Source organism: Thauera linaloolentis 47Lol = DSM 12138 (genome assembly GCF_000310205.1).
Taxonomy (GTDB): Bacteria; Pseudomonadota; Gammaproteobacteria; order Burkholderiales; family Rhodocyclaceae; genus Thauera; species Thauera linaloolentis.
This window is the reverse complement of sequence record NZ_AMXE01000080.1, coordinates 1-16908: the sequence shown is the minus strand read 5'-3', so window position 1 is coordinate 16908 and position 16908 is coordinate 1. Positions and strand designations below refer to the sequence as shown.

At 67.3% G+C, this 16908-nt stretch carries 18 protein-coding genes and 1 pseudogene; 14 read left to right on the top strand and 5 right to left on the bottom strand.

All coding sequences use genetic code 11. The annotated features are described in order from the left end of the window. On the top strand, window positions 1–635 hold a 635-nt coding region (locus tag C666_RS15775; protein WP_039919353.1), incomplete at its 5' end, for a hypothetical protein. Here the strand turns inward: C666_RS15775 and C666_RS15770 are convergent. Continuing rightward, window positions 632–1471: an SIR2 family NAD-dependent protein deacylase gene (locus tag C666_RS15770; RefSeq protein WP_004343000.1), complete on the bottom strand. Its 840-nt coding sequence runs from the start codon at window positions 1469–1471 to the stop codon at window positions 632–634. The genes C666_RS15775 and C666_RS15770 overlap by 4 nt on opposite strands. Window positions 1472–1592: 121 nt before the next feature. On the opposite strand from C666_RS15770, the gene C666_RS15765 reads away from it, so the two are divergent. From C666_RS15765 to C666_RS15745, 5 genes are all read left to right on the top strand, one after another. Further along, on the top strand, window positions 1593–2963 hold the full coding sequence (locus C666_RS15765; protein ID WP_004342998.1) for a sigma-54 interaction domain-containing protein: 1371 nt from the start codon (window positions 1593–1595) through the stop codon (window positions 2961–2963). Then, a complete protein-coding gene (locus C666_RS15760; protein ID WP_004342996.1) occupies window positions 2960–4645 on the top strand; it encodes an ABC1 kinase family protein in 1686 nt (561 codons plus the stop codon). The genes C666_RS15765 and C666_RS15760 overlap by 4 nt, the downstream gene beginning before the upstream one ends. Window positions 4646–4667: 22 nt before the next feature. After that, complete coding sequence (locus tag C666_RS15755; RefSeq protein WP_004342994.1) at window positions 4668–5342, top strand: phosphatase PAP2 family protein; 675 nt, start codon at window positions 4668–4670, stop codon at window positions 5340–5342. Continuing rightward, window positions 5339–5695 (top strand): diacylglycerol kinase, encoded by a 357-nt coding sequence (locus C666_RS15750; RefSeq protein WP_004342992.1) that lies wholly within the window; start codon window positions 5339–5341, stop codon window positions 5693–5695. Before C666_RS15755 ends, C666_RS15750 begins: the two co-directional genes overlap by 4 nt. Before the next feature lie 208 nt (window positions 5696–5903). Beyond that, window positions 5904–6335, top strand: coding sequence for an efflux RND transporter periplasmic adaptor subunit (locus C666_RS15745; protein ID WP_004342989.1), 432 nt, complete (start codon window positions 5904–5906; stop codon window positions 6333–6335). Between the two features lie 153 nt (window positions 6336–6488). Here the strand turns inward: C666_RS15745 and C666_RS15740 are convergent, their stop codons facing one another. Together C666_RS15740 and C666_RS15735 are read right to left on the bottom strand one after the other, a co-directional pair. Further along, on the bottom strand, window positions 6489–6917 hold the full coding sequence (locus C666_RS15740; protein WP_004342987.1) for a putative toxin-antitoxin system toxin component, PIN family: 429 nt from the start codon (window positions 6915–6917) through the stop codon (window positions 6489–6491). Between the two features lie 9 nt (window positions 6918–6926). Then, complete coding sequence (locus C666_RS15735) at window positions 6927–7178, bottom strand: type II toxin-antitoxin system Phd/YefM family antitoxin (RefSeq protein WP_004342985.1); 252 nt, start codon at window positions 7176–7178, stop codon at window positions 6927–6929. A gap of 398 nt (window positions 7179–7576) precedes the next feature. Here C666_RS15735 and C666_RS15730 point away from each other — a divergent pair, with 398 nt between their 5' ends. After that, window positions 7577–8494: a YihY/virulence factor BrkB family protein gene (locus C666_RS15730; RefSeq protein ID WP_004342984.1), complete on the top strand. Its 918-nt coding sequence runs from the start codon at window positions 7577–7579 to the stop codon at window positions 8492–8494. A 23-nt stretch (window positions 8495–8517) separates the two neighbouring features. On the opposite strand, the gene C666_RS15725 is transcribed toward C666_RS15730, so the two are convergent. Together C666_RS15725 and cobA are read right to left on the bottom strand one after the other, a co-directional pair. Then, entirely contained in the window at window positions 8518–9960 is a 1443-nt protein-coding gene (locus C666_RS15725; protein WP_004342983.1) for a putative nucleotidyltransferase substrate binding domain-containing protein, read from the bottom strand. Window positions 9961–10019: 59 nt separating this feature from the next. Then, window positions 10020–10817 carry a uroporphyrinogen-III C-methyltransferase gene (gene cobA / locus C666_RS15720; RefSeq protein ID WP_004342982.1) on the bottom strand — a complete coding sequence of 266 codons (798 nt, stop codon included), beginning with the start codon at window positions 10815–10817 and terminating at the stop codon, window positions 10020–10022. Window positions 10818–11155: 338 nt separating this feature from the next. Here cobA and C666_RS15715 point away from each other — a divergent pair, with 338 nt between their 5' ends. From C666_RS15715 to C666_RS15685, 7 genes and pseudogenes are all read left to right on the top strand, one after another. Next, the gene (locus C666_RS15715) at window positions 11156–12838 is read left to right on the top strand and encodes a cytochrome D1 domain-containing protein (protein ID WP_004342981.1); all 1683 of its coding nucleotides are present in this window, start codon (window positions 11156–11158) and stop codon (window positions 12836–12838) included. A 107-nt stretch (window positions 12839–12945) separates the two neighbouring features. Further along, on the top strand, window positions 12946–13509 hold the full coding sequence (locus C666_RS15710; protein ID WP_004342980.1) for a NapC/NirT family cytochrome c: 564 nt from the start codon (window positions 12946–12948) through the stop codon (window positions 13507–13509). A gap of 64 nt (window positions 13510–13573) precedes the next feature. After that, complete coding sequence (locus tag C666_RS15705; protein ID WP_004342979.1) at window positions 13574–14449, top strand: ethylbenzene dehydrogenase-related protein; 876 nt, start codon at window positions 13574–13576, stop codon at window positions 14447–14449. 101 nt (window positions 14450–14550) lie between these two features. Beyond that, on the top strand, window positions 14551–14883 hold the full coding sequence (locus C666_RS15700) for a cupredoxin domain-containing protein (RefSeq protein ID WP_004342978.1): 333 nt from the start codon (window positions 14551–14553) through the stop codon (window positions 14881–14883). 140 nt (window positions 14884–15023) lie between these two features. Next, on the top strand, window positions 15024–15404 hold the full coding sequence (locus C666_RS15695) for a c-type cytochrome (protein WP_004342976.1): 381 nt from the start codon (window positions 15024–15026) through the stop codon (window positions 15402–15404). 40 nt (window positions 15405–15444) lie between these two features. After that, window positions 15445–16659: a cytochrome D1 domain-containing protein gene (locus tag C666_RS15690; RefSeq protein WP_004342973.1), complete on the top strand. Its 1215-nt coding sequence runs from the start codon at window positions 15445–15447 to the stop codon at window positions 16657–16659. Next, window positions 16659–16908 (top strand): annotated as a pseudogene (locus C666_RS15685) (siroheme decarboxylase subunit beta); the annotation flags it as partial. The gene C666_RS15690 and the pseudogene C666_RS15685, both read left to right, overlap by 1 nt.

Sequence of the window (16908 nt, the reverse complement as noted above, 5' to 3'; positions counted from 1 at the left end):
CCCGGCCGCGTGTCCGGCGCCCGGCGCCGCCCGCCACCGCCAAACCACGGCCGCGAGCGGCCCAGGCGCCCCCGCGGGCGATCACCGCCCCCCGTGACGAGCCGACCTGGACCCCGGCCGAGAAAGCCGAGATGGAGAACTTCCTCGACGAGCTGGCCCGCGCTCCGCAGCCCACGCTCGCCCAGCGTTCGCGCGCCATGGCGCGCGAGCAAGGCCGCCAGATGGCCCGGCAGGACGCCAGCGAGGAAGCCCTGCTGGAAATGCGCCCGAACGCCCCGCCGATCCATCCCTTCAGCCTGGAAAGCTATCTCAACGGCCTTCTGCGCCGCCTCAACCAGAGCGCCGCCTTCGTCCAGCGCGACAAGGGCGACCCCGGCGTCCAGCCCGCAGCCGTTCGCTTCCGTCTCAACCCGGATGGCTCCCTGCAGAGTTTCGTCGTCCTCAATGCCGGCGACCAGGCGGCCGAGATCGCCTTCATCAAGGCGGTAGTGGAGCGTTCGGTGCCCTTCTTGCCCTTTCCGCCGGATATCGACCGCGCCGCCCGTTCGCTCGGCATTACGATCTGCATCCGCCCCGGCAGCGGCGAGGGCGGCGGCGGCCCGGGTTTCACGCGGATGAACGGGAACCGCTGCTAAGGCGCCTGGCGTCCCGTCGCCAAGGCATGGGTGATGCCGAGCATGGCCTCGGTCGCCGTGAGCGGCAGCGCCACCCCGCTGTCGGACGTCGTCTGGGCTTCGCGCAGATTGATGCGGATGATCGGAGCCCCCTGGCTTTCGCCGAAGATACGCACGGACGGGACCGCCGTGCCGGCACCGATCTCGATCACGAGAAGGCGGTCGACGGTGCGCCGCCATGTATCCAGCCGCGCTCGCTGGGCCTGGGTGCGCGCCTCGATCCAGTCCCAGTCGCCGAACATCAGGATGTTGGGGCGTGCCAGCGCGCCGCAGCTGGGGCAGCGGGGCGGCGCCCCGATCAGTTTGCAGGCGTCGGCATCGATGTCCGGCTCGAATCCGTCCGCGGACCAGATCGTCGCGGTACAGGGCCGTATGCACTGGAGATGGTGAATCGAACCATGGCACTCGACGATGCGCCGCTCATCGAACCCCGCTTTCTGGAACTGTCCGTCCACGTTGCTGGTGAACACGAAAGCGCCTTGCGGCACATGTCGTGCGATGTTTCGCAGCATGCCGAAGGCGGCGCCTGGGCAGGTTTCCCGATACAGCCTCAGGCGATGGCCATAGAACCCCCAGGCCAGCCGTGGCCGGGCAAGGAAGGCGGCCGGGTTGGCGATTTCCCGGAAGTGGATGCCGGCCTTGCCCAGGGCCGGGTAGGCCTGCCACATGCCTTCGCTGCCGCGGAAGTCGGGCAGGCCGGAGTCGACGCCGAGGCCGGCGCCGGCCGTGACGAGGAGCCCGTCCGCCTGGGCGATGAGACGGGCGCAGCGGGCGAAGGCCGTATTCAGGTCGTGCATGGTATGGGGCGGGAGCCAGGCGTGTGATCGTGGCCGCGAGGGCAGGTGGCTGCCATCAGCCGATTGACCATTCTACCGGCGGCGCGTCAGACTGCCGGCAGGCGTTCCCGAATTCAAACCCATGCCGCCCGATTCCTCCTTCTTGCCGGAGCTGATCTCCTTTCTCGACACGCTGCCCGAGCCGCACATCCTGTGCGACCGCGCCTACCGCATCGTCGCTGCCAATGCCGCCTACCGGCGCTCCTGTGCGCACGGGCGAGAGGTGGTCGGGCGTACCTGCTACGATGTCTCGCACCGCTACAGCGTGCCCTGCGATCGCGCCGGGGAGTCGTGCCCGTTGGCGCGAAGCCTGCAATCGGGGCAGCGCGAGCGCGTGCTGCACCTGCACCACACGCCGCGCGGCGAGGAGTACGTCAGCATCGAATTGTCGCCGGTGCGCAACGCGCAAGGCGAGATCGCATGGTTCATCGAAAAGATGGAACCGATGCAGGTCGCCCGCGGCGTATCCGACCACCGCGGGCTCGTCGGCCGCTCGCCGGCCTTTCAGCGCATGCTGGAACTGGTCGCCCGCGTCGCGCCGTCGGAGGCCAGCGTGTTGCTGCAGGGCGAGTCGGGCACCGGCAAGGAACTGGTCGCCAGCGCCGTCCATGAGGCGAGCCGCAGGGCCGAAGGGCCGTTTGTCGCCGTCGATTGCTCGGGCCTGCCCGAAACCCTGTTCGAAAGCGAAGTGTTCGGCCACGAGCGCGGCGCCTTCACCGGCGCCGTCGCGCGCAAGCCAGGCCTGGTCGAGGCCGCCGGCGGCGGGACGCTGTTCCTCGACGAAGTGGGCGACATCCCGCTCGGCATGCAGGTCAAGCTGCTGCGCCTGCTGGAAACGGGAACCTATCGCCGCGTCGGCTCCACCGAGCTGCGCCGCGCCGACATCCGCCTGGTGTCGGCCACGCACCGGCCGCTCAAGCGCATGATCGCCGACGGTGCTTTTCGCCAGGACCTCTATTTCCGCATCAATACCTTTCCGATAATCGTCCCCGCGCTGCGCGATCGCGACGGCGACTTGCCGCTGCTTGTCGACTCGCTCCTCGAACGTGTCGCACCGAACCGGCGGCTCGGCCTGTCGCCGTCCGCGATGCGCCTGCTCGCCGCGCATGCCTTTCCCGGCAATGTGCGCGAACTGCGCAATGTGCTGGAGCGCGCCAGCCTGATGTGCGATGGCGACATGATCGGCCCCGAGCACCTGCCCGAGGACGTCAGCCAGCCGGAAACCGACGGCGGCGCCTTGCCATGGGCGGAAGCGCCCCAGCCGGGCCAAGGCGATGCAGGCGGCACCTCGCTCGATCTCGAAGAGGTGCAGCGCCAGGCTTTGCTGCGCGCCGTGCGCAGCCATCGCGGCAGCCGCAGTGCGCTCGCGCGCAAGCTCGGGATCAGCGAGCGCACGCTGTACCGCCGGCTCAAGGCGTTCGGTATCGCGGAAGACGGTGCAGGGAGCGCATGATGCTGTGGCAAGCCATCGGCGCGGCGCGTGATCTGGCCCGCGCACACGAGATCGCGACCGTCCTGATCCGCTACGGGTTCAGCGACCTCGTCCGGCGCATCGGGCTGGACAACGCGCTGGAGAGCGCGGGCAGGGCGCTGCACTGGCGTGCGCCGGACGAACTGCTGCGCATCGGCACGCCCGAGCGCGTGCGCCGCGCCCTCGAAGACCTGGGGCCGACCTTCGTCAAGCTTGGCCAGGTGCTGGCGACGCGCGTGGACTTGCTGCCGCCCGAATGGATCGCCGAGTTCGGCAAGCTGCAGGACGCAGCGCCGGCCGCGCCGATCGAGGCGGTCCGCGCCCAGCTCGAAGAAGACCTCGGACAAGCGCCTGAAGCCGTGTTCGCCGGCCTGCAATTCGAGCCGCTGGCCGCGGCCTCGTTGGCCCAGGTCCATCGTGCCCGCCTGGCCGACGGGCGCCAGATCGTGCTCAAGGTGCGGCGGCCGGGCGTCCGTCCGCTGGTCGAGGCCGACCTGAGTCTGCTCGCGCGGCTGGCCGACATCGTCGAGGCCGAGGCGCCGGACCTGCGCCGCTACCATCTGCGCGAAGTGGTGCGCGAATTCACGCTGTCGCTGCGGCGCGAACTCGATTTCGCCGCTGAATGCCGAAATGCGGAACGCATCGCCCGCCATTTCTCCGGCCACCCCGAGATCGTGATTCCCGCCATCCACTGGGCATGGTGCGGCGAGCGCCTCAACGTCCAGGACTATATCGACGGCATTCCGGGGCGCGACCTCGCCGCGCTCGACGCCTCTGGCCTCGACCGCAAGCTGCTGGCCCGCCGCGGCGCCGCAGCCGTTCTGAAAATGATCCTCGAGGACGGGCTTTTCCATGCCGATCCGCACCAGGGCAATGTCTTCTACCTGCCGGACAACCGCATCGCGTTCATCGACTTCGGCATGGTCGGGCGCCTGTCGGAAACGCGGCGGCACGAAGTGGCGGTGATGCTCTACGGCCTGGTCACGGGCGACTCCGAGCCCGTGGCCGACGTCCTGCTCGAATGGCAGGAAGACGGCGATGCGGTCGCCCCCGGCCGCCTGCGGCGGGATATCGACAACTTCGTCGACCAGTACAAGGGCATGCTCCTGAAGCGCCTCGATCTCGCCGCCATGCTGTCCGACCTGATGGCCCTGCTGCGCGAGCACGGGCTCAGCCTGCCGCCCGAGCTTTCGCTGCTGGTGAAGGCCTTCATCACCCTCGAAGGCATGGGGCGGCAGCTAGATCCGGACTTCGACATCGCTGCCGAGGCCGAGCCCCTGCTGAGGCAGGCCCTGCTCGAGCATCGCGCCCCGGCCATGATGGCGCGCCGGGGGTGGCGGAGCCTGGGCAATGCGTTCGATGTCCTCGCCGGACTGCCGCAGGATCTCGGCGGCCTGCTGCGCGCGGGGCGGCGGGGCAAGCTCCAGCTCCAGATCGACGTGGTGTCCCTGAAGCATGTGGCCGATCAGCTCGATCGGGCCGCCAGCCGGATGACCATCGGCATCGTCACTGCGGCGCTGATCATCGGCACGGCGATCGTGATGACGGTGGTCCACGACCCCGCGCTCGGCGGTCTGCGCACCCTGGGGTTGCTCGGCTTCATCGGCGCGGTGGCGGGCGGCCTGTGGGTTCTGCTGTCGGTCTGGCGCGGCCGGCGGGGCTAGGCCGGAGGGAGGGGAAACGGACATGAAATTTCTGCGTGCATGGCTGGAGCCCCGCATTCTTGCGGCCATACTGATCTTGGCATCGGCCGCGTGGATCTTCATCGAGGTCGCCGACGAGGTCGCGGATGGCGATGCCGTCACGCTGGACCATGCCCTCATGCTCGCCCTGCATCCGCAGGCCGATGCCGCCGCGCATGGCGGGCCGATGTGGCTCCAGGCCGCCGCGCGCGACATCACGGCGCTGGGCAGCACCACGGTGCTCAGCCTGTTGGTCTGCGTCGTCGCCGGCTTCCTGCTGCTGTTGGGGCGGCGGCGTACGGCGCTGTTCGTGCTGGCATCGAGCATCAGCGGCGCGCTGCTCACGCTGTTGCTCAAGGACGCGTTCGCCCGCCCGCGGCCGGATCTGCTGCCGCATGGCGATTTCGTCACCACCGCGAGCTTTCCCAGCGGCCACGCAATGCTGTCGGCCATCGTATACCTGACGCTGGGCTCCTTGCTGGCCCGCCTGGCCGGCGCGCGCCGGGAAAAAGGCTACATCATGGGGGCCGCCGTCTTTTTCTCGGCCATCGTGGGATTGAGCCGGGTCTATCTCGGCGTTCACTGGCCGACGGACGTGCTTGCGGGCTGGGCCGCCGGCGCGGCCTGGGCGATGGGCTGGTGGATGGCCGCCGAACTGGCCGGGGCGCGGCGCCGATGAAGGGGCAGGGCTTCATCCGCCGGCTGCGCTTCGCGCTGCTCGGGCTCCGGCGGACGATCGGGGCCGAACGGAGTTTCCGCACGCATCTCGTGGCCGCCGCCGTGGTGCTGGCCGTGTTGCTCGCCGCCCGGCCCGCACCGCTGTGGTGGGCCATCCTCGGCCTGGCGGTTGGCCTGGTGCTGATGGCGGAACTGTTCAACACCGCGCTCGAGACGCTGATCGACCACCTGCACCCCGAACAGCACCCCGAAATCGGCGCGGCAAAGGACATCGCCGCCGCGGCCGTGCTTGTCGCCAGCGGCGCCGCTGTCGTGGCCGGGCTGGCCTTCGCCGCCGATTGGCTGTCGCGCTGAAAGCAGGCGGGCAGGCGACCTCGCCACCCAGCAAAGAGAATTTTCGTTTTTTCGCGCAAGGGGTTCCGCTTCTTCGGTGCTCGATTGATTTACCGGGCGGAAGAGCAACACATCGAACGATCAGCCAGCCACCCATGTCTTCGCCCGCTGGCGGAAAGGACAGGCAGCCCGCTTGAATCGGCGATGGCGACGCTTCCGACGTCAATCCATGCTGAGGGAAGCTCAAGGCACAGTACCCACAGCCGCAGCGGCGGCCGCCTGTTCCAGGCGCGGCCGCATCGAGCAGGCGGTCAGCGCCCTGGGGGTGTTGCAGCCGCAACGCTACGTCGATGTCGGCGCCCAGGTGTCTGGGCAGATCCGGCGCATCGCGGTTAAGGCCTGCGATGTCGTCGCGCAGGGCGACCTGCTCGTCGAGATCGACCCGACCGTCCAACGGGCGACGGTACAGGCCGACCGCGCCACCCTCGACAGCCTGCGCGCCCAGCGGGCCGAGCAGGAGGCCCAGCACGACCTGGTCCGGCTGACCGCCGAGCGCCAGCAGCGCCTGATCGCCGTCGACTCGACCCGACAGGAGGATGCCGATACCGCCCGGGCCAACCTGCGCATGGCCCAGGTGCGGCCGGCGCCAGCCGGGTGGTAATTACACCGCGCTGTTCGACATCGGCAACGAGGACGGCGCCCTGCTGCCGCAGATGAGCGCCCGCGTCTTCTTCGTCGCGGCGGTGGCCGACGACGTGGCGTTGCGGTGGTGAGCCGTCGGCGAATGCGGGTCTTGACCGGCGCGGATGCCGCTTCAGGTCAAGGCGAGATAGTCGGCTGGAGACAGGATATGCAGTTGATGACTGTGTTGAAAACCAGTGTCGAGAACCAGGAGGTCCTGGTCACCGGTAATCAGGTATCTGGCTTCGCCGCTGAGGGCGACATGGAGCAGCATGTCGTCCTTGGGGTCGCGGCAGATTTGCAAACGGTGCTGGATGGGAACGATGCGGACGATTCCGCCGAGCAGTTCGATGAAGCGGCTGCGTTCCTGGCGCGAGACGTAACGGTCGAACTTGGGTCGGGAAAGCACCTCGACCAGTTCCGCCAGGGTCGCTTCCGAGGCAAGCAGCGTGCCTTCGCCGAGGGCCTTGTCCACGGCTCGGCCGGCGGTGCCTTGCGGCAGCAGCATGCGGCTGACCAGGGTGTTGGTATCGAGTACCAGGCGGCATTCGGCGACTTGCATGAAGATGTTTCAGGCGTCCGGTGCCAGCAGCGCGGCCAGTTTGGCCTCGTCGAAACCGGTATCCGCCGCCCGGGCGCCGATGCGATCGCAGAAACGCTGGAATTCCCCGATGTTCAGGCGCGTCAGGCGCTGGTATTCGGCCATCGACAGGACCACAGCAATATCCCGCTTCTGCCGCTGGATGACGACAGGTTCCCGGCTGGCGGTATCGATCAGGTTGGCGAAACCCTGCTTGGCTTCGCTGGCGGTCATGGTGCGCATAGTGCTTTCCTTGGAGGGGTATTTTGTACATTTTAGACAAAATGGATGCACTGGCAAACATGATCCCGGCCCTGCCGGCCAGTCGTTCTTCGAGGCGATATCGATGCCGGCACCCCTGATCGAGCTGAGTGACCTTCGCAAATCCTACGGCGGCGGGGGCGCCAACGGGACATTCCATGGCAGTTCCTGGCCGAGGCGGTGGTGGTGTCGCTGGCCGGTGTCGTCGCCGGGGTCGCGATCGAGCCTGGCGGAATGGGCCGCGTTTGCCGGCGCCGGCCCAGCCTCAAGCGCGGCGGCGGTGGATCGCGCCGGCTTCCCGGGTACGAGAGGCAAAGGCTTGCATCCGGCCGCCATCATGCGCTAAATGATTCCATGCTCAACTCGATGGGAACAACCCGATGAAGGCTTGGGTGCAATACTGGATCGATGTGGCGAAGGCGACCGTGCGCGTATGGCTGGATGCCCAGGTGTTCGTGCATGCGGCGGCGCTGGCGTTCTTTACCGTGTTCTCGGTGGCGCCGGTGATGATCGTGGCGGTGAGCATCGTCGGCCTGGTGCTGGGGGAGCGTGCGGCGCACGGCGAGATCGTGCAGCAGCTCGAGGCAGCGATCGGTGTGGAGGCGGCGACGGCGGTGCAGACGGCGGTGCAGAACAGCCGCATCCAGCATAGCGGCCTGCTGCCGACCATTGCCGGTTTTGCCGCCATGGTGTTCGGCGCGACAACGGTGTTCGCCCAGATGCAGGGGGCGCTCAATGCGATCTGGAGCGTGGCGCCGCGCCCCACGCGCAGCGGCGTGCTCAATTACTTGAAGACGCGCCTGCTGTCGCTGACCGTGGTGCTGGCGATCGGCTTCGTGCTGCTGGTGTCGCTGACCCTGAGCGTGGCGGTGCGGGCACTGGTGACCTTTGCGCAGGACTGGCTGCCGGTGCCCGGTTTCGTGCTGCTGGGGCTGGACTGGGGGGTGTCGCTTGTCGTCATCACGCTGTTGTTCGGCGCCATCTTCCGCGTGTTGCCGGATGTGGTGCTGAGCTGGCGTGATGTGTGGCTGGGGGCGTTGGTGACGTCGCTGCTGTTCGTGCTGGGCCGCACGCTGATCGCGCTGTATCTGTCGACGACCGCGACGGCCTCGTCCTATGGAGCGGCGGGTTCGCTGGTGCTGCTACTGATGTGGGTGAATTATTCGTCGCTGATCCTGCTGTTCGGCGCCGCGTTTACGCGTGCCACGGTCGAGGCCAGCGGGCGGCGTATCGTGCCGCGGCCGACGGCGGTGTGCGTGAAGCGCAGCCCGGTGCAGGACGTCGATCCGGTGGCCTGAACCCGGCCTCGCGGCCGGGGGCGCTAGTCGCGCATCAGGTGCAGGCGGAAGTGGTGCTTGATGAAGCCCTGGAATTTCGCCACCTGTTCCAGGGCGAGCCGTAGTTCGCCCTGCTGCATGACGTTGAGGGTTTCCAGGGCGACGTGATTGGTCGGCTCGGCGCCGGCGCGCAGCGCATCGACCTGGCTGCGCAGGCGTGTCATGACGAGAAAGTCGAAGCTCGCGAGCAGGTCGCGGGCGTCCTGCGGCTTGATCACGCCGGCTTCGACCAGCATCTCGATGCGGTCGTGGGTGCTGCCGTCGAGCTTGCGTGCTTCCATCGCCAGCGCCTTGACGCCGTCGGTGATGGCGAAGATGCCGGCCTTCTTGATGTCGAGCTTGCCGCGATGGGGGCCGGCCTTTTCGAGCTTGATCTTGCCGAACCAGCCCAGTGGGGGCAGGAAGTGGGTCATGTTCTGCGCCATGCGCATCAGGAAGCCCTGGTCGGTGCCGAGCCTCGCGAAGGCGTGCTCCCTGAGCGAGCGCACCAGGTCGTCGCGGCCGTACAGCGTGCGCAGGTCCATGAACATGCTGCCGGTCATGACGTTCTCGGGCTTCGGCGTGGTCAGCCAGCGGTTCAGTTCCATCTTCCAGTCCGACAGGCTGCGCCGCCATTCCGGGTTGCGCGCCATGATGCCGCCGCTGCAGGGGGGCACGCCGATGGAGATCAGGGCTTCGATGAGGTCGTGCGAGAAGGCCTCCAGGCGGGCGATCTCCGCCGCCGACAGGCCGTCGCCGTGGATGATGGCGTTGTCCTGGTCGGTGGACAGGGTTTGTTCGCCGCGGCCTTCGCTGCCCATGACGACGAAGGCGAAGTCGTTGGTGAGGTCAGCATATTCGTCGGCGCGCAGCAGCGCGATGAGCCGGATCAGCACCTGGTCGTTGAGGTTGGCGATCAGCCTGACCATGTCGCGGATCGGGATGCCGGTGCCCGAAAGATGCAGCACCAGGTTCTGGATGCGGGCGTGCAGCGTGCGCAGGTCGTCGATCGAGGCTGCTTTCTCGATGTCGAGCACGAGCTGGTGCGGCGAGTGCGCCTGCAGGCGCAGGATGTCGGTGTCGGTGATGATCCCCGCCAGCGCGCCCTGGTCATCGATCACCACCAGGCGGTGGATCTTGAGGCGCGACATGCGGTACAGGGCTTCGTACAGCACGTCGTCCTCGCCGATGGTGGCCAGCGGCGAGTGCATGATGTCGCCCACCGCCAGTTCGAGCGGCGAGTGTCCTGGGGCGACGACCTTGTTGCGCAGGTCGCGGTCGGTGAAGATGCCATCGGGCATGCCGTCTCGCAGCACCACCATGCTGGAGATGTTGCGCTCGCGCATCGTGGAGACGGCCGACACCAGACTGTCGCCGGCGCCGCAGGTCATGACCTGGCGCTGGCAGAAATCACGTACGGGACGGAAAAACTGATTTTCTTCGGCCATGGGCGGCATCCGCGGAGCTGAGTCCTGAAGCGCGGATTATACCCATGGCCCCGGTGCAGTCATTGCACCGGACCCATACCTTGCCCGGCGAGGGTACAGGCGGCCTGTGCCGCGGCTTCTCCGATGGCGACGACGTCGCCGATGACGATCAGCGCGGGAGGGCGCAGGCCGGCTTCGCTGACGGCCGCCGGCAGCGTGCCGATGCTGCTGTAGACGCCGCGCTGGCCGGGCGTGGTGGCGCCGTGGATGACGGCCGCGGGCGTGCCGGCCGGCAGGCCGTGGGCGAGCAGTTCGCGGCAGATGATGTCCAGCGCGCCCAGGCCCATGTAGATGACGACGGTCTGGTTCGGCCGGGCGAGGGCTTCCCAGTCGAGATCGACGGTGTCGTCCTTCAGGTGGCCAGTGGCGAACACGAGCGTCTGCGCATGCTCGCGATGCGTGAGCGGGATGCCGACCGCCGCGCCCGCGCCGGCCGCGGCGGTGATGCCGGGCACGACCTCGCAGCGCAGTCCGGCGGCCTGCAGCGCCTGCATTTCCTCGCCGCCGCGGCCGAAGATGAAGGGGTCGCCGCCCTTGAGCCGCACCACGCGCAGCCCTTCGCGCGCAAGCGCAACCAGCAGCTGGTTGATCTCGTGCTGCGGCAGGGCGTGGTTGCCGGCTTCCTTGCCGGCATAGACGCGGCGGGCCGCCGCCGGGATCAGCTTCAGGATGGATTTGCCGACGAGGTGATCGTAGACCACCGCCTCCGCGGACTCGATCAGGCGCGCCGCTTTCAAGGTCAGCAGTTCCGGGTCGCCGGGGCCCGCGCCCACCAGATATACACAGCCCCGCCGGGATATGTCGCGTTCCCCCTCCATGTGCGGCGCCGGGGTGCCGGGCTGGCCTGGCGCTTCGCATCCGCCCGTCTGGCGGGCCGATGCGGCCTGAACGGATTCGGGGGCGGCCGCTGGGGGGAGGGTGCTTGCGTACATGGGACGGCTCCGGCTTGTACAGGGAAAGGCCGCGTGTACCTGCGGCCTGAATATTCGATTTTGCTTATTCATTCAGCGGCTTGGCGCCGTTGGATGTGTGACGGAACTTTATCCGTACAGGCCGTAGGGAAAATTAACTCAAATCAAGGATTGAAGAGGGGGTGCAAATCGATACTGGCGCCGCTGTGTAAGTTCCACGTCCGCGATGCTTTAAGGAGAGGGCAATGCAAAACAAGAGCTGGATTGGCAAGACCCTAGCGTTGGCGATTCTGCCGATGGCGCTGGGAAGCGCATGGGCGCAGACAGCGCCGCAAATGACTCCGGAGGAAATGGAGCAGGCGAAACAGATCTATTTCGAACGCTGTGCGGGTTGCCATGGCGTGCTGCGCAAGGGCGCCACTGGCAAGAACCTGGAGCCGCACTGGAGCAAGACGCTGGATGACGGCACCAAGATGGAAGGCGGCACGCTGAAGCTGGGCACCGACCGTCTCGAGAAGATCATCGCCTACGGTACCGAAGGCGGCATGGTCAACTACGACGACATCCTGACGCCGGAAGAAATCAACCTGATGGCGCGCTACGTTCAGAACGAGCCGCCGATTCCGCCCGAGTTCTCCCTGCAGGACATGAAGGATAGCTGGAACCTGATTGTTCCGGTTGCAGATCGTCCAACCAAGCAGATGAACAAGGTCAACCTGTCCAACGTGTTTGCGATCACGCTGCGCGACGCGGGCAAGCTGGCGCTGGTCGATGGCGACACCCACAAGATCTGGAAGATTCTGGAAAGTGGTTATGCCGTACACATTTCACGTATGTCCGCATCCGGTCGTTACGTGTACACCACCGGGCGTGACGGTCTGACCACCATCATTGACCTGTGGCCCGAAGAGCCGATGACCGTTGCTACCGTCCGCTTCGGTTCCGACATGCGCTCGGTTGACGTGTCCAAGTTCAAGGGCTACGAAGACAAATACTTGGTCGGTGGTACCTACTGGCCGCCGCAGTACAGCATTGTCGATGGCCTGACCCTGGAGCCGATCAAGGTTGTGTCCACCCGCGGCCAGACCGTTGATGGCGTATACCACCCGGAGCCACGTGTTGCCTCTATCGTTGCCAACCCGGCCAAGCCCGAGTGGGTGGTCAACGTCAAGGAGACCGGCATGATCCTGCTGGTCGACTACAGCGACCTCGAGAACCTGAAGACGACGACCATCAACTCCGCCAAGTTCCTGCATGACGGCGGCTGGGATGCTTCGGGCCGCTACTTCCTGGTTGCGGCCAACGCCTCGAACAAGGTTGCTGCGGTCGATACCAAGACCGGCAAGCTGGCCGCCCTGGTCGACACGGCGAAGATCCCCCACCCGGGCCGTGGCGCCAACTTCGTCCATCCGCAGTATGGCCCGGTATGGTCGACCGGCCACCTGGGCGACGACGTCGTGTCGCTGATCTCGACGCCTTCCGAAGATGCCAAGTTCTCCAAGTACAAGGCCAACAACTGGAAGGTAGTCCAGGAGCTGAAGATGCCGGGCGCGGGCAACCTGTTCGTCAAGACACACCCGAAGTCCAAGCACTTCTGGGCCGATGCGCCGATGAACCCCGAGCGTGAGATCGCCGAGTCGGTGTACGTGTTCGACATGAACGACCTCACCAAGGACCCGGTGCAGCTCAACGTCGCCAAGGATTCCGGCCTGCCGGAAAGCAAGGCGATCCGCCGCGCGGTGCAGCCCGAGTACAACAAGGCGGGCGACGAAGTGTGGATCTCGCTGTGGGGCGGCAAGGCCGACCAGTCGGCCATCGTGATCTACGACGACAAGACGCTGAAGGTGAAGCAGGTCATCACCGATCCAGAGGTCATCACGCCGACCGGCAAGTTCAACGTCTACAACACGATGCACGACGTCTATTGATCGCCTAGCCGATCACTGACCCGAACCCCCGCGCTGTGGCGCGGGGGTACGAGGGGACTCCCATGACAGATCGAGACAGCTCCAAACAACAAGATTCCAGCGGCCTCATGGCCCGCCTGCGCAGGCCTTCCACGAAGTATTCGCTGGGCGGCCTTTTGTCTGTCGGCATTCTGCTCGGTGTGCTTTTCTGGGGCGGCTTCAACACCGTGCTCGAAGCGACCAACACCGAGACCTTCTGCATCTCCTGTCACGAGATGGAGGAGAACGTCTACAGGGAATACAAGGAAACCATCCACTACAACAACCGCACCGGCGTACGCGCGACCTGTCCGGATTGCCACGTGCCCAAGGACTGGACGCACAAGATGATCCGCAAGGTCCAGGCTTCGCGCGAAGTATGGGGCAAGCTCACCGGCACCATCGACACGCCCGAGAAGTTCGAGGCCAAGCGCCTGACGCTGGCGCGCAGCGAATGGGCACGGATGAAGGCGGCCGATTCGCGCGAATGCCGCAACTGCCACAGCTTCGAGAGCATGAAGCCCGAGATGCAGAAGCAGCGCGCGCGCAAGCAGCACGAAATGGCCGTCGAGGACAACATGACCTGCATCGACTGCCACAAGGGCATCGCTCACCACAAGCCGCAAGGCATGACCGAAGAAGACGAGGAGTGATCCGGGGGCGTACGATCCCGCGCCCGAGTCTCCCGTCCGACCCATCCACAGTGAGGAATCGAACATGAAGAAGACAATGACTGCAGCCGCCATCGGCGCCGTTCTCGCCCTCGGAGCGGGCCCGGCGTCGGCTGCCGCGCCGGCCGACTGGAGCAAGGTCGCGGCCAAGGACATCACGCTGTTCTACCCGGGCGTGTCGCCGCTGGAGTGGATCCAGAAGGGCACGGAGCACGGCGGCGCGCGCGCGCTGAAGAAGGGCGAGACCTGTGCCGACTGCCACCACGAGGAAGCGGCCGACATGGGCAAGAAGATCGCCAGCGGCCAGAAGATCGAACCCAGCCCGATTCCCGGCAAGGCCGCCTTCATCCCGGTGAAGGTGCAGGCCGCGCACGACGGCGCCAACCTCTACCTGCGCTTCTCCTGGAAGCAGCCCGCGGCCTTGGGCGCACCCAAGATGGACGACAAGAACCCGGTCAAGATCGCGTTCATGCTCGAATCCGGCGGCAAGGTCGATCTCGCCGACCAGAGCGGCTGCTGGGCCACCTGCCACACCGATTCGCGCACCATGCCGGGTGCGGCCGAGACCAAGACCAAGTATGTGAAGGGCGCTTCGCTGGCCGAAGGCAAGTTCTACGACTTGTACCAGTGGCGCAGCGGCGAGAAGAAGGGGTTCGACGGCCATGTCGCCGACACCCGCGTGATGGAGGGCGGCAGCGCGCTGGTCAGCGCCGAGGGCAAGCAGGACGGCGACAACTGGACCGTGGTGTTCACCCGCAAGCTGACGGGCGGGCAGGGCGACGTCGCGCTCGAAGCGGGCAAGCTCTACAACTTCGGTTTCGCCATCCACGACGACAACGCGTTCGGGCGCTTCCACCACGTGTCGCTGGGCTACAAGCTGGGTATCGACGCCCAGGCCGACATCACCGCCGCCAAGCAGTAAGGCCGGGGGCTGGCGCGGCATCGCCGCCGCGCATGGCAGAAAGCACGGGAACCCGCGCACGCGCGGGTTCCCTTTGTGCGTTTTCAGGAACGGAGAAGAGCATGCAGACGAAGTCCATCGCACGGGGCCTGCGCGCGGGCCTGCTGGCCACGGCCCTGGCCGGGGGCGCGGCAGTGGCAGCCGAGCACGAGGTACGGATCGTGCAGTACGCCTATGCCCCCGCCGAACTGACGATCAAGGCCGGCGACACCGTGACCTGGATCAATGGCGAAAAGCGCGTCAGCCATTCGGTGCTGTTCAGCGCCACCGGCGAAGAGTCCGAGCGCTTCTTCCCCGGCGAGCGCTGGTCCCGTACCTTCGACCAGCCCGGCCGCTTCGAGTACCGCTGCGGCCCGCATCCGGAAATGAAGGGCCTCGTCGTCGTCGAGCCCTGATTCAGGCTGCCTCGGGGCCGGCATGCGGGGCCCGGCACCGCGGGCAAAGACCGCGGCGAGGCCGGGGTTGATGCGAGTCAAGGTATTGCCGTGCCCCTGGCGCCATCCTTTCACGCACTGTCCTGCCAACGGAATGCGCGATGAAAGTCCCTCCACTGTTTGCCCATGTCGCCGTGTTTCTCGGCGCCGCGCTGATCGCCGCGTTCGCGTCGGCATCGGCGTCGGACGTGCCGCCGCCCGCCCCGGAAGCGCAGCGCGCGCGCGAACTGATCCACATCGTGCGCCAGGACTGTGGCTCCTGTCATGGCCTGACGCTGGCCGGCGGGCTCGGCCCGGCGCTGACGCCGGACGTGCTCGCCGACAAGCCCTTCGAAGGCCTCGTCGCCACCGTCGTCAGCGGCCGGCCCGGCACGCCGATGCCGCCCTTCCGCAGCATCGTCAGCGAGCCCGAGGCCGAATGGATCGTCGACCAGCTGATGCGCGGCTTCCCGCCCGACAAGGGCTTGCCGCCGGCACGCTGAGCCGCCTCCGTACCGCATTCATCCCGCACTGGAGTCCCCCATGTCTTCGCAAAGCACGGTACGTCTTGCGCCGCCCGTCCTGTGGGCGGCGATCCTGCCGGCGATCGTCTGGCTGCTGTCCGCCTGCACCACCGTCGCCCCCATCGCCGAACTGCGCGGCACCGGCGACCTGGGCGTCGTCATCGAGCGCGCCGACGGGCGGGTCAAGATCATCGAGACGACCGGCCGCTCGGTGCTGGCCACGGTCGAAGGCCTGGGCGACCTGTCGCACGCCTCGGTGGTGTTCTCGCGCGACGCGCGCCATGCCTTCGTGTTCGGCCGCGACGGCGGGCTGACCAAGGTCGACCTGCTGCAGGCGAAGATCGTCGGCCGCGTGCTGCAGGCGGGCAATTCCATCGGCGGCTCGATCTCGCACGATGGACGCCTCGTCGTCGCGCAGAACTACGCGCCGGGCGGCGTCAAGGCCTTCGACGCCGACACGCTCGAACTGCTCGCCGAAGTGCCGGCCATCACCGAGGACGGGCGGCGCTCCAAGGTCGTCGGCCTGGCCGACCTGCCGGGCAGGCGCTTCGTCTATTCGCTGTTCGAGGCCGGCGAGATCTGGATCACCGACTTCTCCGACCCGAAGAATCCGCAGACCCGGCGCTTTGCCGGCGGCAACCAGCCTTACGACGCGCTGGTCACGCCCGATGGCCGCCACTACATCGCCGGCCTGTTCGGCGAGGACGGCCTGGCGATGCTCGACCTGTGGAACCTGGACAAGGGCAGCCGCAAGATCCTCGCCGGCTACGGCAAGGGCGAGGAGCCGCTGCCGGTGTTCAAGATGCCCCACCTGCGCGGCTGGTCGGTCGCGGGCGGCAAGGCTTACCTGCCGGCCATCGGCCGCCACGAAGTGCTGGTGGTCGACACCGGCACCTGGCAGGAAGTGGGGCGCGTACCGGTCCGCAGCCAGCCGGTGTTCGCCATGGCGCGTCCCGACGGGCGCGAGATCTGGGTCAATTTTGCCTTTCCCGACAACGGCTGGGTGCAGGTCATCGATACCGTCAGCGGCAAGGTGACGCACACGCTGCAGCCGGGGCGCGGCATCCTGCACATGGAGTTCCTCTCCAAGGGGCACGAGGTCTGGCTGTCGGCGCGCGACGACAACAAGGTCGTCATCTACGACACCGCCACCAAGCAGCCGGTGGGCGGCTTCGACGCCGCCAGCCCGAGCGGCATCTTCTTCACCACGCGCGCCGCGCGGACGGGCTTCTGATGCCGCGCGCCATCACTTTGCCCGGCACGGTCGATGCGACCGCCTTCCGCCTGCTCAACGAATGGCAGCGCGGCTTTCCGTGCGAGCCGCGCCCCTTTGCCCGCATCGGCGAAACCGTGGGCCTGAGTGAGGCCGAGGTGATCGCCGCCTACCGCCGCCTGATCGGCGAAGGCGTGGTGAGCCGCGTCGGCGCGGTGTTCGCGCCGCGCCGGCTGGGCGCCAGCGCGCTGGCCGCGCTCGCCGCGCCGT